General features: G+C 66.5%; 16 protein-coding genes and 3 pseudogenes. 8 read left to right on the forward strand and 11 right to left on the reverse strand.

All coding sequences use genetic code 11. The features are described from left to right. Positions 1–16 precede the first annotated feature (16 nt). Both K9S39_RS06035 and pqqA read right to left on the reverse strand, forming a co-directional pair. The gene (locus tag K9S39_RS06035; protein WP_248862318.1) at positions 17–1030 is read right to left on the reverse strand and encodes an MBL fold metallo-hydrolase; all 1014 of its coding nucleotides are present in this window, start codon (positions 1028–1030) and stop codon (positions 17–19) included. 10 nt (positions 1031–1040) lie between these two features. Then, positions 1041–1196 carry a pyrroloquinoline quinone precursor peptide PqqA gene (gene pqqA, locus K9S39_RS06040; protein ID WP_248868605.1) on the reverse strand — a complete coding sequence of 52 codons (156 nt, stop codon included), beginning with the start codon at positions 1194–1196 and terminating at the stop codon, positions 1041–1043. Positions 1197–1930: 734 nt separating this feature from the next. Between pqqA and K9S39_RS06045 the strand changes: the two genes are divergently transcribed. The 6 genes from K9S39_RS06045 (at position 1931) to K9S39_RS06070 (ending at position 5377) form a co-directional block, all read left to right on the forward strand. Beyond that, entirely contained in the window at positions 1931–2152 is a 222-nt protein-coding gene (locus tag K9S39_RS06045; protein WP_248862319.1) for a hypothetical protein, read from the forward strand. A 23-nt stretch (positions 2153–2175) separates the two neighbouring features. Beyond that, on the forward strand, positions 2176–2775 hold the full coding sequence (locus K9S39_RS06050; RefSeq protein ID WP_248868607.1) for a PQQ-dependent sugar dehydrogenase: 600 nt from the start codon (positions 2176–2178) through the stop codon (positions 2773–2775). After that, complete coding sequence (locus K9S39_RS06055) at positions 2772–3209, forward strand: hypothetical protein (RefSeq protein WP_248862320.1); 438 nt, start codon at positions 2772–2774, stop codon at positions 3207–3209. The genes K9S39_RS06050 and K9S39_RS06055 overlap by 4 nt, the downstream gene beginning before the upstream one ends. Continuing rightward, positions 3206–3988, forward strand: coding sequence for an alpha-ketoglutarate-dependent dioxygenase AlkB family protein (locus tag K9S39_RS06060; protein WP_248862321.1), 783 nt, complete (start codon positions 3206–3208; stop codon positions 3986–3988). Before K9S39_RS06055 ends, K9S39_RS06060 begins: the two co-directional genes overlap by 4 nt. A gap of 267 nt (positions 3989–4255) precedes the next feature. After that, complete coding sequence (locus tag K9S39_RS06065; RefSeq protein WP_248862322.1) at positions 4256–4426, forward strand: hypothetical protein; 171 nt, start codon at positions 4256–4258, stop codon at positions 4424–4426. 795 nt (positions 4427–5221) lie between these two features. Further along, positions 5222–5377, forward strand: coding sequence for a hypothetical protein (locus tag K9S39_RS06070; protein WP_248862147.1), 156 nt, complete (start codon positions 5222–5224; stop codon positions 5375–5377). A gap of 267 nt (positions 5378–5644) precedes the next feature. Here K9S39_RS06070 and K9S39_RS06075 read toward each other — a convergent pair whose 3' ends face one another. Beyond that, entirely contained in the window at positions 5645–5974 is a 330-nt protein-coding gene (locus K9S39_RS06075) for a hypothetical protein (protein WP_248862148.1), read from the reverse strand. A 294-nt stretch (positions 5975–6268) separates the two neighbouring features. On the opposite strand from K9S39_RS06075, the pseudogene K9S39_RS43320 reads away from it, so the two are divergent. Continuing rightward, positions 6269–7673: pseudogene (locus tag K9S39_RS43320) on the forward strand (IS701 family transposase). 132 nt (positions 7674–7805) lie between these two features. Here the strand turns inward: K9S39_RS43320 and K9S39_RS06085 are convergent. The 8 genes and pseudogenes from K9S39_RS06085 to K9S39_RS06120 all read right to left on the reverse strand — a co-directional run bounded on the left by K9S39_RS06085 (position 7806) and on the right by K9S39_RS06120 (position 15668). After that, on the reverse strand, positions 7806–9083 hold the full coding sequence (locus tag K9S39_RS06085; protein ID WP_248862323.1) for an IS701 family transposase: 1278 nt from the start codon (positions 9081–9083) through the stop codon (positions 7806–7808). A gap of 81 nt (positions 9084–9164) precedes the next feature. Next, positions 9165–9380, reverse strand: a pseudogene (locus K9S39_RS06090) (IS630 family transposase); the annotation flags it as partial. A 74-nt stretch (positions 9381–9454) separates the two neighbouring features. Beyond that, a complete protein-coding gene (locus K9S39_RS06095; protein WP_319949533.1) occupies positions 9455–11260 on the reverse strand; it encodes a reverse transcriptase domain-containing protein in 1806 nt (601 codons plus the stop codon). 630 nt (positions 11261–11890) lie between these two features. Further along, positions 11891–12277: pseudogene (locus tag K9S39_RS06100) on the reverse strand (transposase); the annotation flags it as partial. A 95-nt stretch (positions 12278–12372) separates the two neighbouring features. Beyond that, positions 12373–13053 carry a group II intron maturase-specific domain-containing protein gene (locus K9S39_RS06105; protein WP_248862324.1) on the reverse strand — a complete coding sequence of 227 codons (681 nt, stop codon included), beginning with the start codon at positions 13051–13053 and terminating at the stop codon, positions 12373–12375. A 33-nt stretch (positions 13054–13086) separates the two neighbouring features. Next, complete coding sequence (locus K9S39_RS06110; protein WP_248862325.1) at positions 13087–13644, reverse strand: group II intron maturase-specific domain-containing protein; 558 nt, start codon at positions 13642–13644, stop codon at positions 13087–13089. A gap of 27 nt (positions 13645–13671) precedes the next feature. Further along, entirely contained in the window at positions 13672–14232 is a 561-nt protein-coding gene (locus K9S39_RS06115; protein WP_248862326.1) for a reverse transcriptase domain-containing protein, read from the reverse strand. 767 nt (positions 14233–14999) lie between these two features. Next, positions 15000–15668 (reverse strand): reverse transcriptase domain-containing protein, encoded by a 669-nt coding sequence (locus tag K9S39_RS06120; RefSeq protein ID WP_248862327.1) that lies wholly within the window; start codon positions 15666–15668, stop codon positions 15000–15002. A gap of 131 nt (positions 15669–15799) precedes the next feature. Between K9S39_RS06120 and K9S39_RS06125 the strand changes: the two genes are divergently transcribed. Further along, the gene (locus K9S39_RS06125; protein ID WP_248862328.1) at positions 15800–17128 is read left to right on the forward strand and encodes an IS4 family transposase; all 1329 of its coding nucleotides are present in this window, start codon (positions 15800–15802) and stop codon (positions 17126–17128) included. Positions 17129–17851: the final 723 nt, after the last annotated feature.

The following is a 17851-nucleotide window of genomic DNA, read 5'->3' on the forward strand; positions in this document are numbered from 1 at the left end:
TGACTCGATCGCCTGCTCATAGGGAAATCTCCATCCCTTCCACGGCCACCGCCAGACCCAGTTCGGCCAGTCGCCTGTGCTGCGGCGCGTCGGGATCGACGAGGGGGTTGGTGTTGTTGAGGTGGGTGTAGAAGCAGCGGGCGGCGAGCGGGGCGAGTCGCCGGGCGGTGCCTTCGGGCCCGTCGATGGGCAGATGGCCCATGCCCGTGGCCGTACGGGCGGAGAATCCGCTGCGGCATGGTTCGTCGTCGTCCCAGAAGGTGCCGTCGAGCAGGACACAGTCGGCATCGGCCAGCGCTTGCTGGAAGCCGTCGGGCCAGGCGGCAAGCGCGGGCGCGTAGACGACGGTGCCTCCGGTACGGCGGTCGTGCAGCCGTACCGCGACGACCCATGGTTCGGTGGCCGATGGGTCGACCGCCGGTGGGTCGAGCGCCGGTGGGTCGATGGTCCCCGGGGCGGTGGCCTGCGGGGCACCACCCGCCATGATGACGTGATCAGCCGGGCTACGGTCGGCCGGGAAACCATCGCTGCCGATCGCGTAGCGGGGCCGTTTCGCGGAAACGGGCACGGCGCTGATCTCGACGTCCGACCCGTCACACAGCTGCACCGGCCGTGCCCCCAACTCCCGCCATACAAGCGTGGCGTACGGCATGAGGAGGTCGTCCAGGTGCGCCCGGTCGCGCAATGCGGCGCGGACCGGTCCGGTGGCGAGCACCTCGATGCGGTCGCCCTCACGGAGCCGTGCGATGCCGAGGGTGTGGTCGAGTTCGGCGTCCGTGAGCACCAGTCCCGCCACCGGTGTACGCCGTGCCGCTGGGCCCGGACGCAGGGCGGGGGTGCTTTCCATCTGGTCGGCGATATCAGGGGTGGCGTTGATCAGATACCAGTGGTCGTCCTCGGCTCGTACGGCGAGCGAGGCGTGGCGCCGACGCCATTCGGGGTGTGTGCGTGCCCCGGAGCACCCGGGGCACGCACAGTTCCATTGGGGCACTCCGCCACCAGCCGCGGTGCCGAGCACCTTGCACAGCATGGCGGGCCGGTCAGCGTGCGGACAGGGAGTACGCGGTGACCTCCAGTGCGGTCTCGACCACCGTGTAGTCCGGAGTGCGCCAGGTCGCCTGCTCGCCATACCGGGCCGGGGAGTGGGTGGCGCGCGAGCGCTGAGGGCGCCGGCTGGCCTGCCGGCTCTGCTGCATGCCGTCGTGCACACCGTTCACGGCGTTGATGTAGTTCACGGCGTTGATGTCGGTGATGTTGTTCATATCGCTCATCTAGGGGTCCAGCCCTTCTCGTGGGTGCTGTGGCCGTGGCAGTGCCTGACTGTGCCGGTACCTGACTGTGGCAATGCCTGGCTGTGGCAGTAGGTCTCTGGATCGGCGCTGGGTGGTTACGGTCCTGTCGTCACGGCTTTGGCCGCGCTTGCACGGTGCACGTCTGGCATTCGTCTGACGGACATGACTCGCACACCGGCCGCCGCATCACTCGAATGCCGTCGACGCCCCCACCCCGGCCATCGCTCAATCGACCGTCATGGAGACATCGACGGCGACACCGACGCCGACGGACGCATGACCGGCCGTCGTTCGTCGCTGCACTGCGGAGGGAGCGCCTCTTACCCGTGCGAGCGCGTTCCGGTCGCGTCGCCGAGCCGTCAACGTTCCCAGTTGGCGGCGGCCGTTGGCGGATCATTGAGCAGGGTGCCGCTTTGCAGAATCCTCAGCCACGGCGTCACGGTCAATGGGCAGAGCGAAATTCATCAACTCCCCCTGCTCCAAAGGGAAATCCCCCCGCGATCCCTTGACCCCATCCCACAGGCGCAGTACCTTCCCGCCGAACCAACAGGAAACTTTCCTGTCAGCCCGGCGCCGCTGATGCTCACGAGGGAGTGCCATGCCCCGTCACGCCGCCTGACCGGAGGACCCCCATGCGCATGCGCACCAGATCCCCACGCCACGTCACGCCGGCCATGGTGGCCGCATCCGCCCTCGCCGCCGGCCTGCTCATATCGGCCGCCGGGTCCGGCGGCGCCGCCGACGCGACACACCGCAGCACATCCCGCCCCACATCCCACACCGCAGCGGGCGGCGCCCTCGCCTCCGAACCCGGCACACCCCGCACCGTCTCGTCGGGCTGGTCATCCCCTGGGGCCTGAGCTGGCTGCCGGACGGCTCGGCCCTGCTCACCGAACGCGACTCGTTCACCGTCCACACCCTCACGCAGGACGGTACGAAGAAAGAAGTCGGCAAGGTACCCAACGTCGTCACCACGGGCGGCGAGGGCGGACTGCTGAGCATCGCCGTATCGCCGTCCTGGCAGACCGACCACCATGTGTACGTGATGCACTCCGCCAAGGAAGGCAATCGGATCGCACGGATGACGTTCGACGGCGGCGAACTCGGCGACTACAAAGTCGTGGTCGACGGCATCAAGAAGAACAGGTACCACAACGGCGGACGCATCAAATTCGGCCCCGACGGCTACCTCTACGCCACGACGGGCGACGCCCAGGACGAGGACCTGGCCCAGGACACCAGCTCGCTCAACGGCAAGATCCTCCGCATGACCCCCGACGGCAAGCCGGCCCCCGGCAACCCTTTCGGCAACCTGGTCCACTCCTACGGTCACCGCAATCCGCAGGGCATCACCTGGGACGCCCAAGGACGCCTGTGGGATGGGGGGTTGGGTGCCAGAACGTACGACGAGCTGAACCTCATCGAGCCCGGCAAGAACTACGGCTGGCCCACGTGCGAGGCGAGTGTTCCACGGACGGGATGACCAATCCCAAGCGCCAGTGGCCGGTCAGTGAAGCCTCACCCAGCGGGGTGGCCTACGCCGACGGTGCGATCTACATGGCCGCGCTCCGCGGCGAACGCCTGTGGCGCATTCCCGTCGACGGCTCGAACACGGGCACCCCTGAGGCGTACTACACCAACGACTACGGGCGACTGCGTACGGTCGAGTCCGTACCCGGCAAGAACTCGCTGTGGCTGACCACCACCAACGCGGACAACAACGGCGACGGGGGACCCGGTTCGGACAAGGTGTTCCACATCGATCTCAAGTCAGGCCCTGGCGGCCCAGTCCTCCTCCCCATGGCACGCTGGAAGAACAGCACTCCACCGACCCCCTGGACCGGCAGACAAGAACGGGACCGGCAGGCAGACAAGAAGCAGGCAAGACCGAAAGACCAAGGTCGAGAAGCGCAATGAGCACGCCACTCCCCGGCTTCGAGAGCTTCGGGCAGCCCGACGGATGCGGGCCGCCTGACAGCTCCGACCGGCACGACGGCAAAGGGAACGCCGACGAGCCTGGGGCCTCCGGCGACGCCGGGACCCGCGCCACAGCGCCCCGCGGCCGCCGGGAACTCGCTCCCGGCGCCGTCCACGTCCCCGACTGGCTCACCCTGGCACAGCAGCGCGAACTGGTCGCGGCCTGTCGCGGCTGGGCACGCGGCCCGGTCCCGATCCGGCACACCAGGCTCCCCCGGGGCGGTGTGATGTCCGTCCAGACGGTGTGCATCGGATGGCACTGGCAGCCGTACGCGTACACCCGCACCGCCGACGACGTCAACGGTGCCCCGGTCGCCGAATTCCCTCACTGGATGGTCGAGTTGGGCCGCAGAGCACTGGTCGAGGCATATCAGGACCCGTCCGCGGGCGAGGCCTACACACCGGACACCGCGCTGATCAATTTCTACGACGACCAGGCCAAGCTCGGCATGCACCAGGACAAGGAGGAGCGGTCCAGCGCGCCGGTGGTCTCCCTCAGCATCGGCGACAGCTGCGTCTTCCGGTTCGGCAATACGGAGACCCGCACCAAACCGTACACCGACATCGAGCTGGCGTCCGGCGATCTCTTCGTCTTCGGCGGACCGTCCCGGTTCGCGTATCACGGGGTGCCCAGGGTCCACCCGGGCACCTGCGACCCCGCGTCCGGCCTGACCAGCGGGCGCCTCAACATCACGATGCGGGTCACCGGCCTCGCCTGAAGCGCAACCGACGCCGGTTCTGTCGCGAAGGCGGAGGAACCCTCGGGCTGGCAGAACACCGAGCTGCGCCATGTCCCCGGGATTCGTGCGAGCAATCACGAGGCGGCGTTCCACTTCGGCGGGAAGGGAGGTAAGCGCAGCAAGGAGCCAGCCGAGCCCGTCGTACTCGCCGGCATTACCTACACCGGCGACGGCCGGTACGAGATATGGAATCAAGACACGCGTGACGTGCTGATGACGTGCTCGCTCCAGACCCACATCTGGTGGATGCCTGCAAGGACGGTGGCGCCGGAGCCCGAGGTCGCGACCATCGAGCCGACGGCGGCTATCGTGGGCGATGGCCTCGGTCAGCCGGTGCATCACGTGCGGACCGGGGAGTTGGTCGGCTACCTCACCCCCGAGAAGTTCTTCCCGATTGACCAAGTGGAGAAGCGTTGAATAACGAGCTGGCATGCCTGGATGCCCGGCACAGTGGATGTGCCGGGGAGGTGCTGTACCGCGAGAGCCTGAGCGGCACCGGTACCGCGATCCCCAGGTGCGACCAGCACCAGGCCCTCGCGGAGGCACGCGCCGAGAATGGCCGTCGAATCCAACCCGGCTGAGCAGCTCGTAAGCCTCTCGATGAACTCATCGAGATCCTTCGGGACGCCCCTAAGACTGGAGGAGGGCCGAAGTGGGATGAGCGGAACGCCCTCGACATCAGCAATAGCTACCGCAAGAACATCATTCAGAAGGGTCCCCGATTCGGAGACGTTGCGCTTTAAACGCAGAAAGGCGCTCTCCCCGGCCATACGGCCGGGGAGAGCGCTGAATGGTGCTGGGCATGCCGCTGAAGCGCCCCGATTCGTTCGGGGCGAGGTCCGCCGTTCGGCCTACTTTGAGCATCGCGCGGCAGTACCGCTCTATCCGGACGCCGGACTGCGGTGAGGACTGGCCCCATGGGCCCGGCACACCCCTGGTCGCCCTCGGGACCGGGCTCAACAGCACCAGGCCCCCTAGATGGCATACACCAGGTGGTATCTGCCGCACGCCGATGGATCATGGAGGTACGGCTTCTCTCCAGCCGCCCGCGGCCTGAGATGGGGTTCCGCCCAAGCTCACGGGACGGACGAGAGCAACAGGCACGCAGCATGGCTCGGAGCGTCCTCCGTGACGTCCCGGCAAGGAACGCCTGGACGTCACGGCAGACCGAAGCCTGATTCACCACCGAAACAGCCCAAAGGAAGGAACACCGTGACACGTATCAGACTGGCCGCCGGAGCCCTTGCCGCCGCAGCGCTGCTGACAATCTTCGGCGGAGGCGTCGCCAACGCCGCACCCTCAGACAACTACGGCGTTGGCCACTGCAGGGCGGGGGGGATGTTCGGAGACTGCTACGGCGTCTCGTGATCTGCCCGGCAGGCATGTAGCCAAGCCGCTTGTGGTCGTCTTCACTTACCAGTCTTGGCAGGTGAAGACGGCCGCACCGGGGCGGGAACGACCCGGCGAGGGCCATGAGCATCTGCTGACGCTCCGCCACCGCTGAAACATCAAACGCGACTGGCGGACGGCACGCCGTGTCGGCCGGCTCGCGGCCGACCAAGTCTCCGGTCACCGTGTGCGCTAGTTCGGGCTTGGCGCGCAGGTATTCATGGACGACGGAGACCGGATCGACCCTCACGGTTCCCGGACCTTCACCAGGGCGCCCTTGAGGATGTGGCGGCCCGGATGGCGCCGGCCGCCCTTGTCACGCCAGCCATACTCCACCAGTAGCGGGTGGCGGTCGGCCTGGACGAGCGCGTAGACGGTGCCGTTGCTGCGGGAGGTGTCGATCGACAGGGAGCGGGAGTACATGTTCCAGGAGCCCTTGCGATTCTTGGGCGCGTCCTTGCGGGCGATGGACGCGATCTTCGATGCCACCCCTGCGGCCAGCTTTTCCGAAGCCCGGGAGGAGACCAGCTCGTTGAGGGCAGATTCGTAGAGGTCGAGGTGGAAGTTCGCTGCCATCAGTGCTCGACCCTCCACGCCCGGACCCGGACGTGCCGTAGGGACCCCTGCCCCCATCTCATCGGCACGCCGTCCACCTCGTACGTCTGGCCATTCCACGCGATACGGTCCGCGGATTCGACGCGAGCGCCCCAGGGCAGGTAGGCCACCAAGCGCTCCTGTGCGGTCTCTCGTTCGGGACTGCGGACCTCGAAGGAACGGTCCGGTTGGACACTAGCGGTGGTTTGTTGACGGCGGTTCGGGTCGGTAGTAGGCCAGTTGGTGGGAACTCCGCTCGCTGTCCCGGGGGTTGTGATGACCAAGCGTGTGCCGTGTCCGCCCGCGCCGGGGCCGTTGAAAGCCTATGCCGCCCGCTTCGATGACCTGTTTTCCACGTTGGCACAGCGCCGGGGGTTCCGCGAGTACCTCGCTGGACTGCTGCTGCCGAGGGACCGGAACAAGACGCTGACCTGCCTGGCCGGTACGGAGCCGGTGGCCGGTGCCCAGCACCGGGCGGTCCAGCGGCTGCAGTTCTTCCTGTCCGAGTCGACCTGGGACCACGAGAAGGTCAACGCCCGCCGTGTGGAACTGCTGCTGGCCGATCCAGCCACGGCCACGCACTCGGGCGGGGTGCTGGTCATCGACGACTCCGGCGACCGCAAGGACGGGAGTGCGACCGCACACGTCGGCAAGCAGTACCTGGGCTCGGTCGGGAAAATCGACCGCGGCGTCGTCACCGTGACCACCTGCTGGGCGGACGAACGCGTCTACTACCCCCTGCACGCCGTGCCCTACACCCCCGCCCACCACTTCCCGAAGGGGAAGAACGACCCCGACTTCCCGCACGAAACTCCAGATCGGAGCCGACCTGGCCCGGAAGGCGAAGGAGTCGGGGGTGTCTTTGCGGGCGGTGGCCGCCGACTGTGCCTACGGCGACCAGGACGCCTTCCGCGGGGAACTGTCGGCCGCAGGGCTGCCGTTCGTGATGGCGCTCAAACCCCGGCGGGGAGCCTGGGCCTACGGCGACGAGGCGTACACGCCCGTCGACGCCGCCCGCGACCTGGCCTGGCACGGACCGGACCGCCCCGGCGACTGGACGGCGGTGACCCGCACCTTCCGCGACGGGCACACCACTACGTGGTGGGCCGCCGACGCGCAGCTGGGCTGGTGGGGTCCGCACGGCACCACCCGGCTGGTGGTGGCCACGACCGATCCGGCCACGCTGCCCGCGCAGTCCACCTGGTACCTGGCCACCAACCTGCCCCGGCCAGGATCGCCACGCGAGAGGGGCAGCTGTCACCCGGCCGCCGATCTCACCGAAGTCGTGCGGATCTACGGACTGCTGCACTGGGTCGAGCAGAGCTACAAGCAGGTCAAGGACGAGCTCGGATGGGCTGACTTCCAGGTCCGCTCCGATGTCGCCATCCGCCGCCACCAGACCCTCGTCACCTGCGCGTTCAGCTTCTGCTGGGACACCTGGTTCACCCCGCCCCCACCCGTCGCCCATGAGGCGGAGCCGGCTCCTGGCCGGCCAGAGAGGGGGCACCCCACCGCCCCACCAGCCCCAGCCGGCCTGCTGGCCCCACGCCATCCGGGCCGTCCGTGGCTGGCTGACGCCCTGGGCCACGCTGCAACGCTACTGGCGGGCATGGTCAACGAAACCCCCTCCCACCGCACTCCAGTCCCTCATCAACGCCCTCGGCGCAGGCAGACCACTTGATCTCTACCGCCCGGTCTAACAAACCACCGCTAGTAGGGCTCCGTTAGGTCGGTGTGGGTCTTGGCGGGCGGCGTCTGCCTGATCGTCTGGGCAGGGGGCGGTGGCAGGTGGTGCAGGTGCCGGTCCAGCAGTTCAGCAGGGTCTGGAGGGCGTCCAGGACCTGGTAGAGCGTGAGGCCGGTGTGCGGGCTTTTGGGGAGAGCCGCTGTTCGGTGAGGAAGGCGTGGGCGGCGGTGACCAGGGTGACGTGGTGGTGCCAGCCGTTCCAGGAACGTCCCTCGAAGTGGTCCAGGCCCAGGCCGTGCTTGAGTTCCCGGTAGTCGTGCTCGATGCGCCAGCGGATCTTAGCCAGGCGGACCAGTTCGGCGAGCGGGGTGTCCTCGGGCAGGTTGGACAGCCAGTAGTCGGTCGGCGCTGCGGCGCCTTCGGGCCACTCGACCAGCAAGGTGACCTCGGGCAGGACACCGTCCCAAGAGCCGTGCCCGGCGACGGCGGCGGACTGGGTCAGACGACGGACCCGCACTCCGGCCGGCCGGACCCGCAGGGCCAGGAAGCGTGAACGCATTGGTCCGCGTGAGCCTTCACGCCAGGTAACGTCGGTGAAAGCCTGCCGTCCATGGCTGGTGGCGAGTGCGGCTACTGGGGGCGGCTTGTCGCGGTAGCGGGGCTGCGGTTTGCGGCCGTTGCCGGACCACGGCGGTGCGGTGGGCACCGCATCGTGCGGGTGGACGGTCACATCCGAGCGGATGGCGACGACGTACTTGATGCCGCGGCCCTCCAGGCCGTCGCGGAAGTCGGCGTTTTGGCCGTAGCCGGCGTCGGCCACCACCACCGGCGGCGCCAGGCCCCACCCGGCCAGCTCGTCCAGGATGTTCAGGGCCAGGCGCCACTTCTCCTGGTGCCCGATGTCCTCGGGGATCCCCGTCTTGTGCCGCCGGTCGGCGTCTGCGGCCCACTCTTCGGGCACGAACAGGCGCCACTGCAGCGGGCACGACGCGGTGTCGGTGACTGCGTGCATGCTCACCGCGACCTGGCAGTTGGCCTGCTTGCCCAGTGCACCGCAGTACTGGTGGGCGACCGCCACCGACATCCGGCCGTCCTTGGGGAACGACACGTCATCGACTGCCCAGGCATCCGGGCCGATCAGCGGCACCATCCGCTGCGCGATCCGTCGCCGCACCGGCACCGGATCCCAGGTGGACTGGTTCACGAACTGCTGCAGGTTCTGCTCGTTGCCGTCCGGCAGCCGCTCAGCCATCGGCTGGATCGACTTGCGCCGCCCGTCCAGCATCAATCCCCGCAGATAGCAGTCCCCCTTCGCCCGCTGATCCTTCCGCGGCACCGATGCGAACACATCCGCCACAAACGCTGATAACCCCGCCCGCAAACCCTGAACCTGCCGCACGTCCATCCGACCAACATGCTCCCCCCGAACTTGATCGGGAAGACCTAACGGAGCCCTACTAGTGTGATGCGCCAGAAATTCTGAGTGTTAGTTGGTGCTGGTTGGGCTGCTGGGTGGGGTGATCCTGGCGAGGTAGTCGGCGAGGGACTTGAGGATCTCGTCGGCGGTCTTGGTCCAGGTGAAGGGTCTGGGGTTCTCGTTCCAGGTGTCGATCCAGTCACGGATGTCGTTCTCGAGGGCCTTAACGGAGGTGTGGACGCCACGGCGGATGAGTTTGTCCGTCAGCAGGGCGAACCACCGCTCGTCGGGTAGGACCGCTGCATTGCTGCAGCGGTCCCCCCTCAGAACCGGCCGTGCTCGATCTCCGAGCAACCGGCTCAAGCAAGCCCCTTGGGCTCGCGGGCGGACAGAAGCGCTGGTCTCCGGCTTGTGCCGGTGGCCAGCCGTCGATGGCAGTGGGTGTGGATCAGGCGTGGGGCGGCGGTTTTGTCCGGCTTGCCGTTGCCCGCGTCGGCGGTGATCGCGTGTTTGCGGATCGCCGTGCGGGTGACCTTGAGCCACTGTTCCCACTGTTCGGGGCTTTGCGGCTCGTGGTCGGCGTGCAGCAGCAGCCCTCCGCAGAGTGGGCAACGGCCGTCCTGCTTCTGCAACAGATGCAAGGTGCCTTTGCCCAGCGGGAGTTTGCCGCGGCGGCGCCGCTTGGCCCAGAAGTCGGCCAGGGCGGGATCGTCGGTTGACGCCCTCCCCGGCACCATCCGGTGCCGGACGATCGGCGTCCAGGCGAACTTGTAGAGGTAGAAACCGCTGGTGCGGTCCCCGAACACCCACGCGTCCTGCCTGAACGGGTTGAACATGCCGAAGTACCGGGCGGTCACCCAGCGCACCGGCTTGTTCGGGTGGGAGAACTTGGCCCACTTGTAAGCCAGTCTCCACACGTAGACGTCCAGCGAGTTGAACGCCCGCTTGGACACCCCGATCCGGTAATAGGCAGCCCACCCCTTGATGATCGGGTTGAGCTTGGCGATCACCGCGTCGGCGTTGGCCCCTCGCAGGCCCAGCACCTCGGTGGCGAGCCGTTCCCGGATCCGCCGCAGGGCCTCGTTGCTCGGCTTGGTCAGCAACTTGCCGCGATAGCGTCGGATGTTGAACCCCAGAAAGTCACAGCCTTCATCGAGGTGGACGATGCGCGTCTTGTCCTCGTTGAAGGCCAATCCCCGGGGCGCGAGCCATGCAGCCAGCCGCGCCTTGACCTGCTCAGCCTGTTCCCGTGAATGGCACAGGGCAAGGAGGTCATCGGCGTAGACGACCAGAACCGGGGAGTCGCGTGCCAGGATCGCGGCATCACTGCCGAGAGTCTGGTAGCGGACTCCAGCGGCCTTCCCCATTCCGTGCAAGGCAATGTTCAGCAGCGTGGGACTGATCACGCCACCCTGCGGAGTTCCCTCCACTGTGGGCGTGAACCAACCCTTCTCGACCACACCTGCCTTCAGCCATCCGGCAATCATTCCCCTCCCGGGGAATGAGCCCAATGACGCGAGTAGGTGATCGTGGTCGATTCGGTCGAATGCCGCTTTCAGATCGGCGTCGAGCACCCACAGGCGTTTGGCGTTCTTGCCGCTCGCCGTCGTGTGGATGGCAACGATCGCGTCATGACAGCCGCGGCCTGGACGAAAGCCATAGACTTTCGGCTCCATCCGCGCCTCCCATTCGGGTTCCAGTGCATTCAGCGTCAGAGCTTGAAGGCATCTGTCGGCGATCACGAGAATTCCGAGTGGGCGCTGTTTTCCATTCGCCTTGGCTATATACACCCGCTTGACGGGTTTGGGTTTCCACGGGGCCGCGTCATGCTGGACCCAGTCGGCCAACTCGGCCTTTCCCTGGGGCAGCAGGACGATTTTCCCGTCGATGCCCGCCGTCTTGCGGCCAGCGTTGATCTCCGTGACCCGCCGCACACTCGCGAGTGTGTTGGAGCGGGAGCGGAGCATCAGCTTCTGCAGGTTCCTGACCTTGGCCAGGTCTCCTGCCTGCGATGCCGTGAAGATGCGCTGCCGAAGCCGCCGTACGTTGTCCTCGACCTTCCGCCAGTCGATTGACGGCCAGTCGGTGATCTCGTCCTCCGGTCCGTTCGCCATGCCGGCGGCGGCCACTGCGGCGTGCGCCATCGCGGCCGTGTGTGTCGTCATGGCGTCCAACTTGCCCTTCGGTTCCGGTGTCTCCGGTCATCGTTTCTCCACAGGCTCACCAGACCCACGTCAGCACCCTTTCAGGTCGGGGCATCGGCCCCTATCCGGCCAGTTATGCGGGAGCCACCGACGGAGGTGTCGGTGCATGGTCCCCGGTTTCCTGCTGCCTTTCGGCGACCGGCATTCGCTTGCTGGGTCTTCCTGCACCCGCTGGAGAGTTGGGCCTCCCTTGCGGTTGGCTTACCAAGCCAAAACGGCATGGCCTGGACTCCATCGGGGTTGTCACGTTCCGCATGAGAGAGATGCTGCCGGGGAGGGCGCCCTCTGCACCCCGGGGACGGCGGTGCACTCCCGACTGGCCAAGTTTCTCCAGTCGGCGCCTGCCGCTTTCCAACGGCCAGTCCCTATCTCCCGCTGGAGCAACCCATCGGCGAGAGTGATCATGACGAGGCATCATCAAGGGTTCATTCGCATTCGCCCGTCCGGCATTTCCCAGCCTGTAACCCCGGATGGAACGATGGTCCTTGGGCATTTCCCCAGGCTTCGCACCCCGCGATTACTCACGACGCACGCTGGGGCGGGAACGAGCCCTGTGCACTGGCTCGGGTCCTACACCTTCGACATCAGTCGAACCTCCTTGGTGATTTCCACTCTTCTCAAGCGACTTTCGTGTCGCACGACCTGGTTGATCCATGAGGAGCCGGTCGGCGTGAAGTGCACGTGGAAGCGGGGGTGCCGGGCGAGCCATTGCTGGATCTCGGAAGTCTTGTGGGTGACGTGGTTGTCGCATACCAGGTGCACGTCGAGTCCGGCGGGCACAGCCTTGTCTATCGTGACCAGGAACTTCTTGAACTCGGTGGCCCGGTGGCGGCGGTGGAGTTCGCCGATGACGGTGCCATCGGCGATGTTGAACGCGGCGAACAGGCTGGTGATGCCGTGCCGCAGGTAGTCATGGGTACGCCGCTCGGGCATGCCCGGCATCATCGGCAGCACCGGCTGCGAGCGGTCCAGCGCCTGGGTGAGTCGGCGGCGGGAGTTTCACCCGCCGCCGCTCTCAGAACCGTGCGTAAACCTCGCGGCTTACACGGCTCCCATCGTCCGGTCATTCACGGTCATGGCTTGACGAACTTCCAGTGGGCGAAGAGCCCTGGGAACAGCCGGGCATGTCGGCGCAAAGCCTCCCGCGCTCGTGCTCGTTTCCGTTTGAACCGCTTGTACTTGCGGACAACCCACCGCACCAGGTAGTCGTTGATGCGGTTGAGGCTGAACCTCAACGCGGACGGATGGAACCGCGCGAAGTAGTTGATCCAGCCCCAGACGATCGGATTGATCTCCCGGGCGAGTCCTTCCAGGGTCGTCTCACTACGCAAGTGCAGCCGCCACCGGCGGATCTGCACCCGTATCCGCTTCGCGGTTTCGTCGCTGATAGCCGGGCTGAAGCCGAAGAAGTAATCTCCGTACTTCGTCCGGAGTTTCCGCGCTCGAAACCCGTACCCCAGGAACGTGAATGAGGTGTGCTCAGCCGAGCCACGCCTGTTCCGATCCCGGCAGTACACAACGCGGGTCTTGTCCGGATGCAACTCCAGCCCCCCGCAATCGGCCAGCCGACCGGCGATAGCCTCACGCACCTGATGCGCCTGGGCTTCGTTGCGGCAGTGAACCACCACATCATCGCAATAACGCTCGAACCGGACGGTGGGATATTCCCGTGCCATCCACGTGTCGAGTAGGGTCGGGGACTGGCGCGGTGGATAAATCTCCGTCTCCAGTCCCCGCCGCTTCAAACCGGACATGCGGTTCTCCCGCATCCGGCTTTCCGACATCGTTCACCGCTGGGCATGCGCCGTTGCCCCGTGCCACTTTCCGGCAAGGCGGAAGACCCCGAGCCGACTGATCCACCCGTAGTTGTAGCGGGCGGCCCAATTCCGGCCCGAGAGTCCATGTTTGTCGCTGGTGAAGATCGCCAGCCGCTCGTGGACGTACTGGTCCACCGCTACGAACTTCCGCGCAGAATTTCCTTTACGGAAGTACCCGGCCCATCCCCGGAGCACGGGGTTGAGCTCGGCCACCACGGCAGCCACCGGCCGCTCGGTCCGAGAGCGCGAGGTAGCCGTGCGGACCTTGTCCCGCAGTACCTTCAACGCCCGTTGCGAGGGCCACCGGTACAGGTAGAACCTGCCCCGCCACTTCCACGACTCCACTTTCCGGTGGTGGAAGCCGAGGAACTCGAAGCCCTGCCCGCCCCGGGTGAGGCAGGTGATGCCGGACTTCTCCGGATGCAACCGCATCCCGAGCTGTCCCAGCACTCTCGCCGCCAACTGCTGGGCCTGCTCGGCCCGTTGTCTGGTCGGCGACAGGACCACGAAGTCATCGCAATACCTCACCAGCACTCCCAGCCGGCAGCCCTCGTCCTACCATGCCTCATCGAGGACGTGCAGAGCGATGTTCGCCAGCAGTGGAGAGATTGGTGAGCCTTGCGGGGTTCCCGCCCCGGTCGGGGAGGTCACCCCGCCTTCCAGCACTCCCATCCGCAGCCACGACCGGATCAGCTTCAGCATCGGCCGGTCCACCACGCGCCTCGCCAACTGAGCGACGAGTGCGTCGTGCCCGATCGTCCCGAAACAGTCCCGGATATCGGCCTCGAAAACCCACTCCCGACCTTGGTTCGCCGCAGCGCGCACAGCATCGCACGCGTCGATCGCGGACCGTTTCGGCCGGAATCCGTAGCTCGCCTCGGTGAACCCGGCCTCGAAGACCGGTTCGAGAACCAGCTTCGCGGCCGTCATCACCACCCGGTCCGCCACGGTGGGAATCGACAGCGGCCGGAACTCCCCCGGCCGCCCCGGCTTGGGAATCTGGACCCGCCGCAGCACCGACGGACGATACGTATACGTCCGCAGTCGTTCCGCCAGGTCCTGGAGGAATGCATCCACCCCCGAGGCCGCTACCGCGTCGACGGTCACGCCATCCACGCCAGGGGCTCCCCGGTTCGTGCACACGACCGACCATGCCCGCCACAAGACGTCCATGCGGTGGACGTGGCCATACAGGGCATGGAACCGCCGTTCGGGTTCTTGCTTGGCACAGCGGTAAAGCGTCCACTGCAAGGCTCGGACCTTGTCCAGAGGACGGCCATCCAGTCGTGCGACGCCTTCCTCCCGACGGATGGAACTAGCCGAAACGGCACTCATCCGGGCCCCTCCCTGTCCGCGAATCGCATCGATGAAGCAGGGGCCCTTCGCTCCCAACGGGTTGTGTTGTCCCGCCGATCACCACTACTACGACCCCCTCCGACTGCCTCTCGGCAACCCGCCATTTCCCGGTTCCGCCGGTTATAGGCAGGCCACACTCCCGGGCCGCATGCCCGGGGCCGAGTAGGCCCTCTCCAGTTCCCAGGACAACCTTCCGACCGTTCCACGCCCCTTACGCCGAGAGGTTCTTCAGCGCCCGCTCCAGGTTCCCGGACGCCTTCCATGGCCTTCGCCCTACGCATACGGGCTCGGCACCTCCTTGGCCCACCCGACCGGGCGGGGTTTGCATATCGACGCTGCAGGCTTCACTTGATGTTGCGGACCGGTCGGTCGCACGCCCCCGAAAGACGCTTGTCACTCCACTTCGACGCCGTCCTCTCGAACGACGCCGGGAGTCAGCTACCGGGGACCCTGGCGTCTCCCCGGACCGGACTTCCACCGGCTGGCTGCCCTGAACTTGGCGTCCGGTTACATCCCCTCCCTCGCTTTCAAGCTGGAACGATGCCCGAACTCCTGGACGTACAGGCGTAATGCATGAAGAGGTTGGCCAGCACAGGTGAAACCGCCGAGCCCTGGGGACTCCCGCGACCGCGGGCTTGCAGACTGCCGTCCGGCCGCTGGAGCGGGGCTTTGAGCCACCGCTCCACATACAGCAGGACCCACCGCAAGTCGGTGTGGTGCGCGACAGTCTTGAGGACAAAGTCATGATCAAGGTTGTCGAAGAACCCCCGGATGTCGAGATCGATCACCCAGTCCGTCTTCCAACACCTCTCCCGGCACACCGCAACCGCATCCAGTGCACTGCGACGGGGCCGGTAGCCATAGGAGTCCGGGTGGAACACCGGTTCCACCAAAGGCTCCAGCACCATGGCCACCGCCGTCTGTGCGATTCTGTCCGCGACCGTGGGCACACCGAGAACCCTGACTCCGCCTCCTGGCTTGTCGATCTCCACCATTTTGACCGGCGGCGGGAAATAGCAGCCCGACGAAAGACGATTCCACAGCTTGTAGAGGTTGCCTTTTAGGGCAGCCTCAAACTGCTCGATCGACTCACCGTCAACGCCCGCCGCTCCCTTGTTGGCCTTGACCCTCAAGTACGCCTCGAAAACAAGGTGTTTCGAGATCTCAAATGACTTCGGCCCGCTCGTCCGGCTCATCCCGGGAACTCCGGTTGACCGCCAAACAGACCCGGACGACCCGTCCCCTCAATGCCGTTGCTTGAAGGATGCAAGGGTCTCGGTGACGCAGCGGACTGGTGATCGTTGAGACGGGCGTGGCTCATCCATGGGTGGGATTGTCGGATCAGGTGCGGCTGGGTGCGTTGACGCGGTGGGTGACGCCTGAGCTGGTGGACGAGGTGGTGGCCGCGCAGGGGCGGCGCGACAAGAGAGTGGGGGCGCTGCCCGCTGGGCTCATGGTGCATTTCGTGCTCGGGCTGGCCCTGTTCCATCAGGACTCCTACGACGATGTCGCGGAGAACATGGTCAGCGCGATCCCGGAACTGGGCGGGACGATTCCCAACAAGTCGTCGTTCACCCGGGCCCGCCAGCGGCTGGGACCGCAGGTCTTGGAGGTGGTGTTCCGCAGAGTGTCCGGGCCACTGGCCGCGGAGGGGCTCGCGGAATCGTTCTACCGGGGACTGCGGGTGGCCGCGGTGGATGGGTTCTATCTGGACGCCCCGGACACGGCGGCAAACCGGGCTGCGTTCGGCGGGCAAGTCACGGCGGACGGCAGCCCGCTGGCCTACCCGCAGGTCCGGGTGGTCGCTCTGTCCGAGGTCGGTACGCATGCGGTGCTCGACGCGCGGGTCGGCGGCCTGGTCGACAGCGAGCAGGGGCTGGCCGCGCCGCTGGCGGCCCGCGCCCGCGGCATACTCGTGATCATGGACCGAGGGTTCGTCGGGGTCAGCCTCTGGTCGGAGTTCACCGGCGCCGGCGCGCACCTGCTAATCCGGGCCAAGGCGAACAACGCGCGCACTCCCATCGAGCACCTACCCGATGGCACCTATCTCGCGAAGATCTGGAAGTGGGTAGGCAAGCGCCGGACCCACAGCGTGACCGTACGTGTCGTGGAGTACCAGGTCGACGGCGGGGAGACGATCCGGCTGCTGACCGACCTCCTCGACCCCGCCGAGGCCCCGGCCGACGAGCTCGCAGCCCTGTATCACGACAGGTGGGAGGCGGAACTGCTGAACCGCCAGCTCAAGACCTACCAGCGCGGCTCCCAGCAGATCCTGCGCTCCGCGGAACCGGACCTGGTACGCCAGGAAGTCTGGGCCCACCTGACCGTCCATCACTGCCTGTCCCGGCTCATCACCGAGATCGCCGGCCGACACAAGATCGATCCGGACCGGATCTCGTTCGTCAAGGTTCTCAAGGCCGTGCGCCGCAGCGTCATCCAGAACACCACGAACACCCCAGCCAAACTCGGGAAGTTCCTGGCATCTCTCGCGTCCAAGCTACCGAAACTTGACATCGGCCCTCGACGCGACCGCGCGGCGGACCGGATCGTCAAACGCCTCAAACTCAAGTACGCCGACCCGCCCAAGGGCTGGACACGGCAACCGACCCGCCGCACCCCACCCAAGATCATCACCCTCCTCCCCAGACTCGTTTAGAGATTCAAGCAACGGCATTGCCCCACCCCTTGCTCCACCCCCACTGCGATACGCAAAGGCTTCTCAGCTACTACGGGCGAGTCCGCCAGCGAACCCCGCGACGGTACTCAGCCTCTTGCGGTATTTGCCGCTTGAGGTTCTCCCTCTCGCCGCCCATCAACTCAGCGGCAGTATCGGGGCACGTCTTCACATGTTCCATACGAAAGCCCGGACCGGGATCATGCTGCCTATGCGCCGGACACCACCTGGACAGTAAACGGGTATCCTCCAGGCTCATCCCGGGATCGTGGTGCTACCCCGGTTTTGATGCCGTCTAAACTGTTTTCGACGCGTCAACGACAGAGGGCCAAAACCCATCGCTCATCTTCCCGGTCCCCACCTGACGCGATCTCGCCACGCCTTTTCCCACGACGTTCTCCACAACGGTCTTCAGCCAATGCAGATGTGTGCGGTTTGACGCCATCCCCCGCAGGACGACGCCGGAGGGCCAACCACCCTTCATCTCTCGCACAGCACCGCATCAAGAAGCTCCTGGGGCTGCGACGAGGTCCGGCGCCTGGCCCAGCGGGAAAAGGTCTCACGCTCCGTCATCGGTCAGCACCAGCTCGGCCTTCGGCCGCCCCGTCCTCGCCATCCAGCCATCATGCCGAACGCCACCGACTTACGCAGCGAATCTCCAACTCAGGACACTAGTACTGCAACCGTGCTTGAGGTGACGAGGCG

Origin of the sequence: Streptomyces halobius (assembly GCF_023277745.1) — a bacterium.
In the GTDB taxonomy this organism is placed as follows: Bacteria; Actinomycetota; Actinomycetes; order Streptomycetales; family Streptomycetaceae; genus Streptomyces; species Streptomyces halobius.

Coding starts and splice junctions, on each gene's coding strand:
- K9S39_RS06060 (WP_248862321.1), top strand. CDS start 3,206: ATGAGCACGCCACTCCCCGGCTTCGAGAGCTTCGGGCAGCCCGACGGA.
- K9S39_RS06055 (WP_248862320.1), top strand. CDS start 2,772: ATGACCAATCCCAAGCGCCAGTGGCCGGTCAGTGAAGCCTCACCCAGC.
- K9S39_RS06065 (WP_248862322.1), top strand. CDS start 4,256: ATGCCTGCAAGGACGGTGGCGCCGGAGCCCGAGGTCGCGACCATCGAG.
- pqqA (WP_248868605.1), bottom strand. CDS start 1,196: ATGCAGCAGAGCCGGCAGGCCAGCCGGCGCCCTCAGCGCTCGCGCGCC.
- K9S39_RS06045 (WP_248862319.1), top strand. CDS start 1,931: ATGCGCACCAGATCCCCACGCCACGTCACGCCGGCCATGGTGGCCGCA.
- K9S39_RS06095 (WP_319949533.1), bottom strand. CDS start 11,260: ATGACGACACACACGGCCGCGATGGCGCACGCCGCAGTGGCCGCCGCC.
- K9S39_RS06035 (WP_248862318.1), bottom strand. CDS start 1,030: ATGCTGTGCAAGGTGCTCGGCACCGCGGCTGGTGGCGGAGTGCCCCAA.
- K9S39_RS06075 (WP_248862148.1), bottom strand. CDS start 5,974: ATGGCAGCGAACTTCCACCTCGACCTCTACGAATCTGCCCTCAACGAG.
- K9S39_RS06105 (WP_248862324.1), bottom strand. CDS start 13,053: ATGTCCGGTTTGAAGCGGCGGGGACTGGAGACGGAGATTTATCCACCG.
- K9S39_RS06085 (WP_248862323.1), bottom strand. CDS start 9,083: ATGGACGTGCGGCAGGTTCAGGGTTTGCGGGCGGGGTTATCAGCGTTT.
- K9S39_RS06120 (WP_248862327.1), bottom strand. CDS start 15,668: ATGAGCCGGACGAGCGGGCCGAAGTCATTTGAGATCTCGAAACACCTT.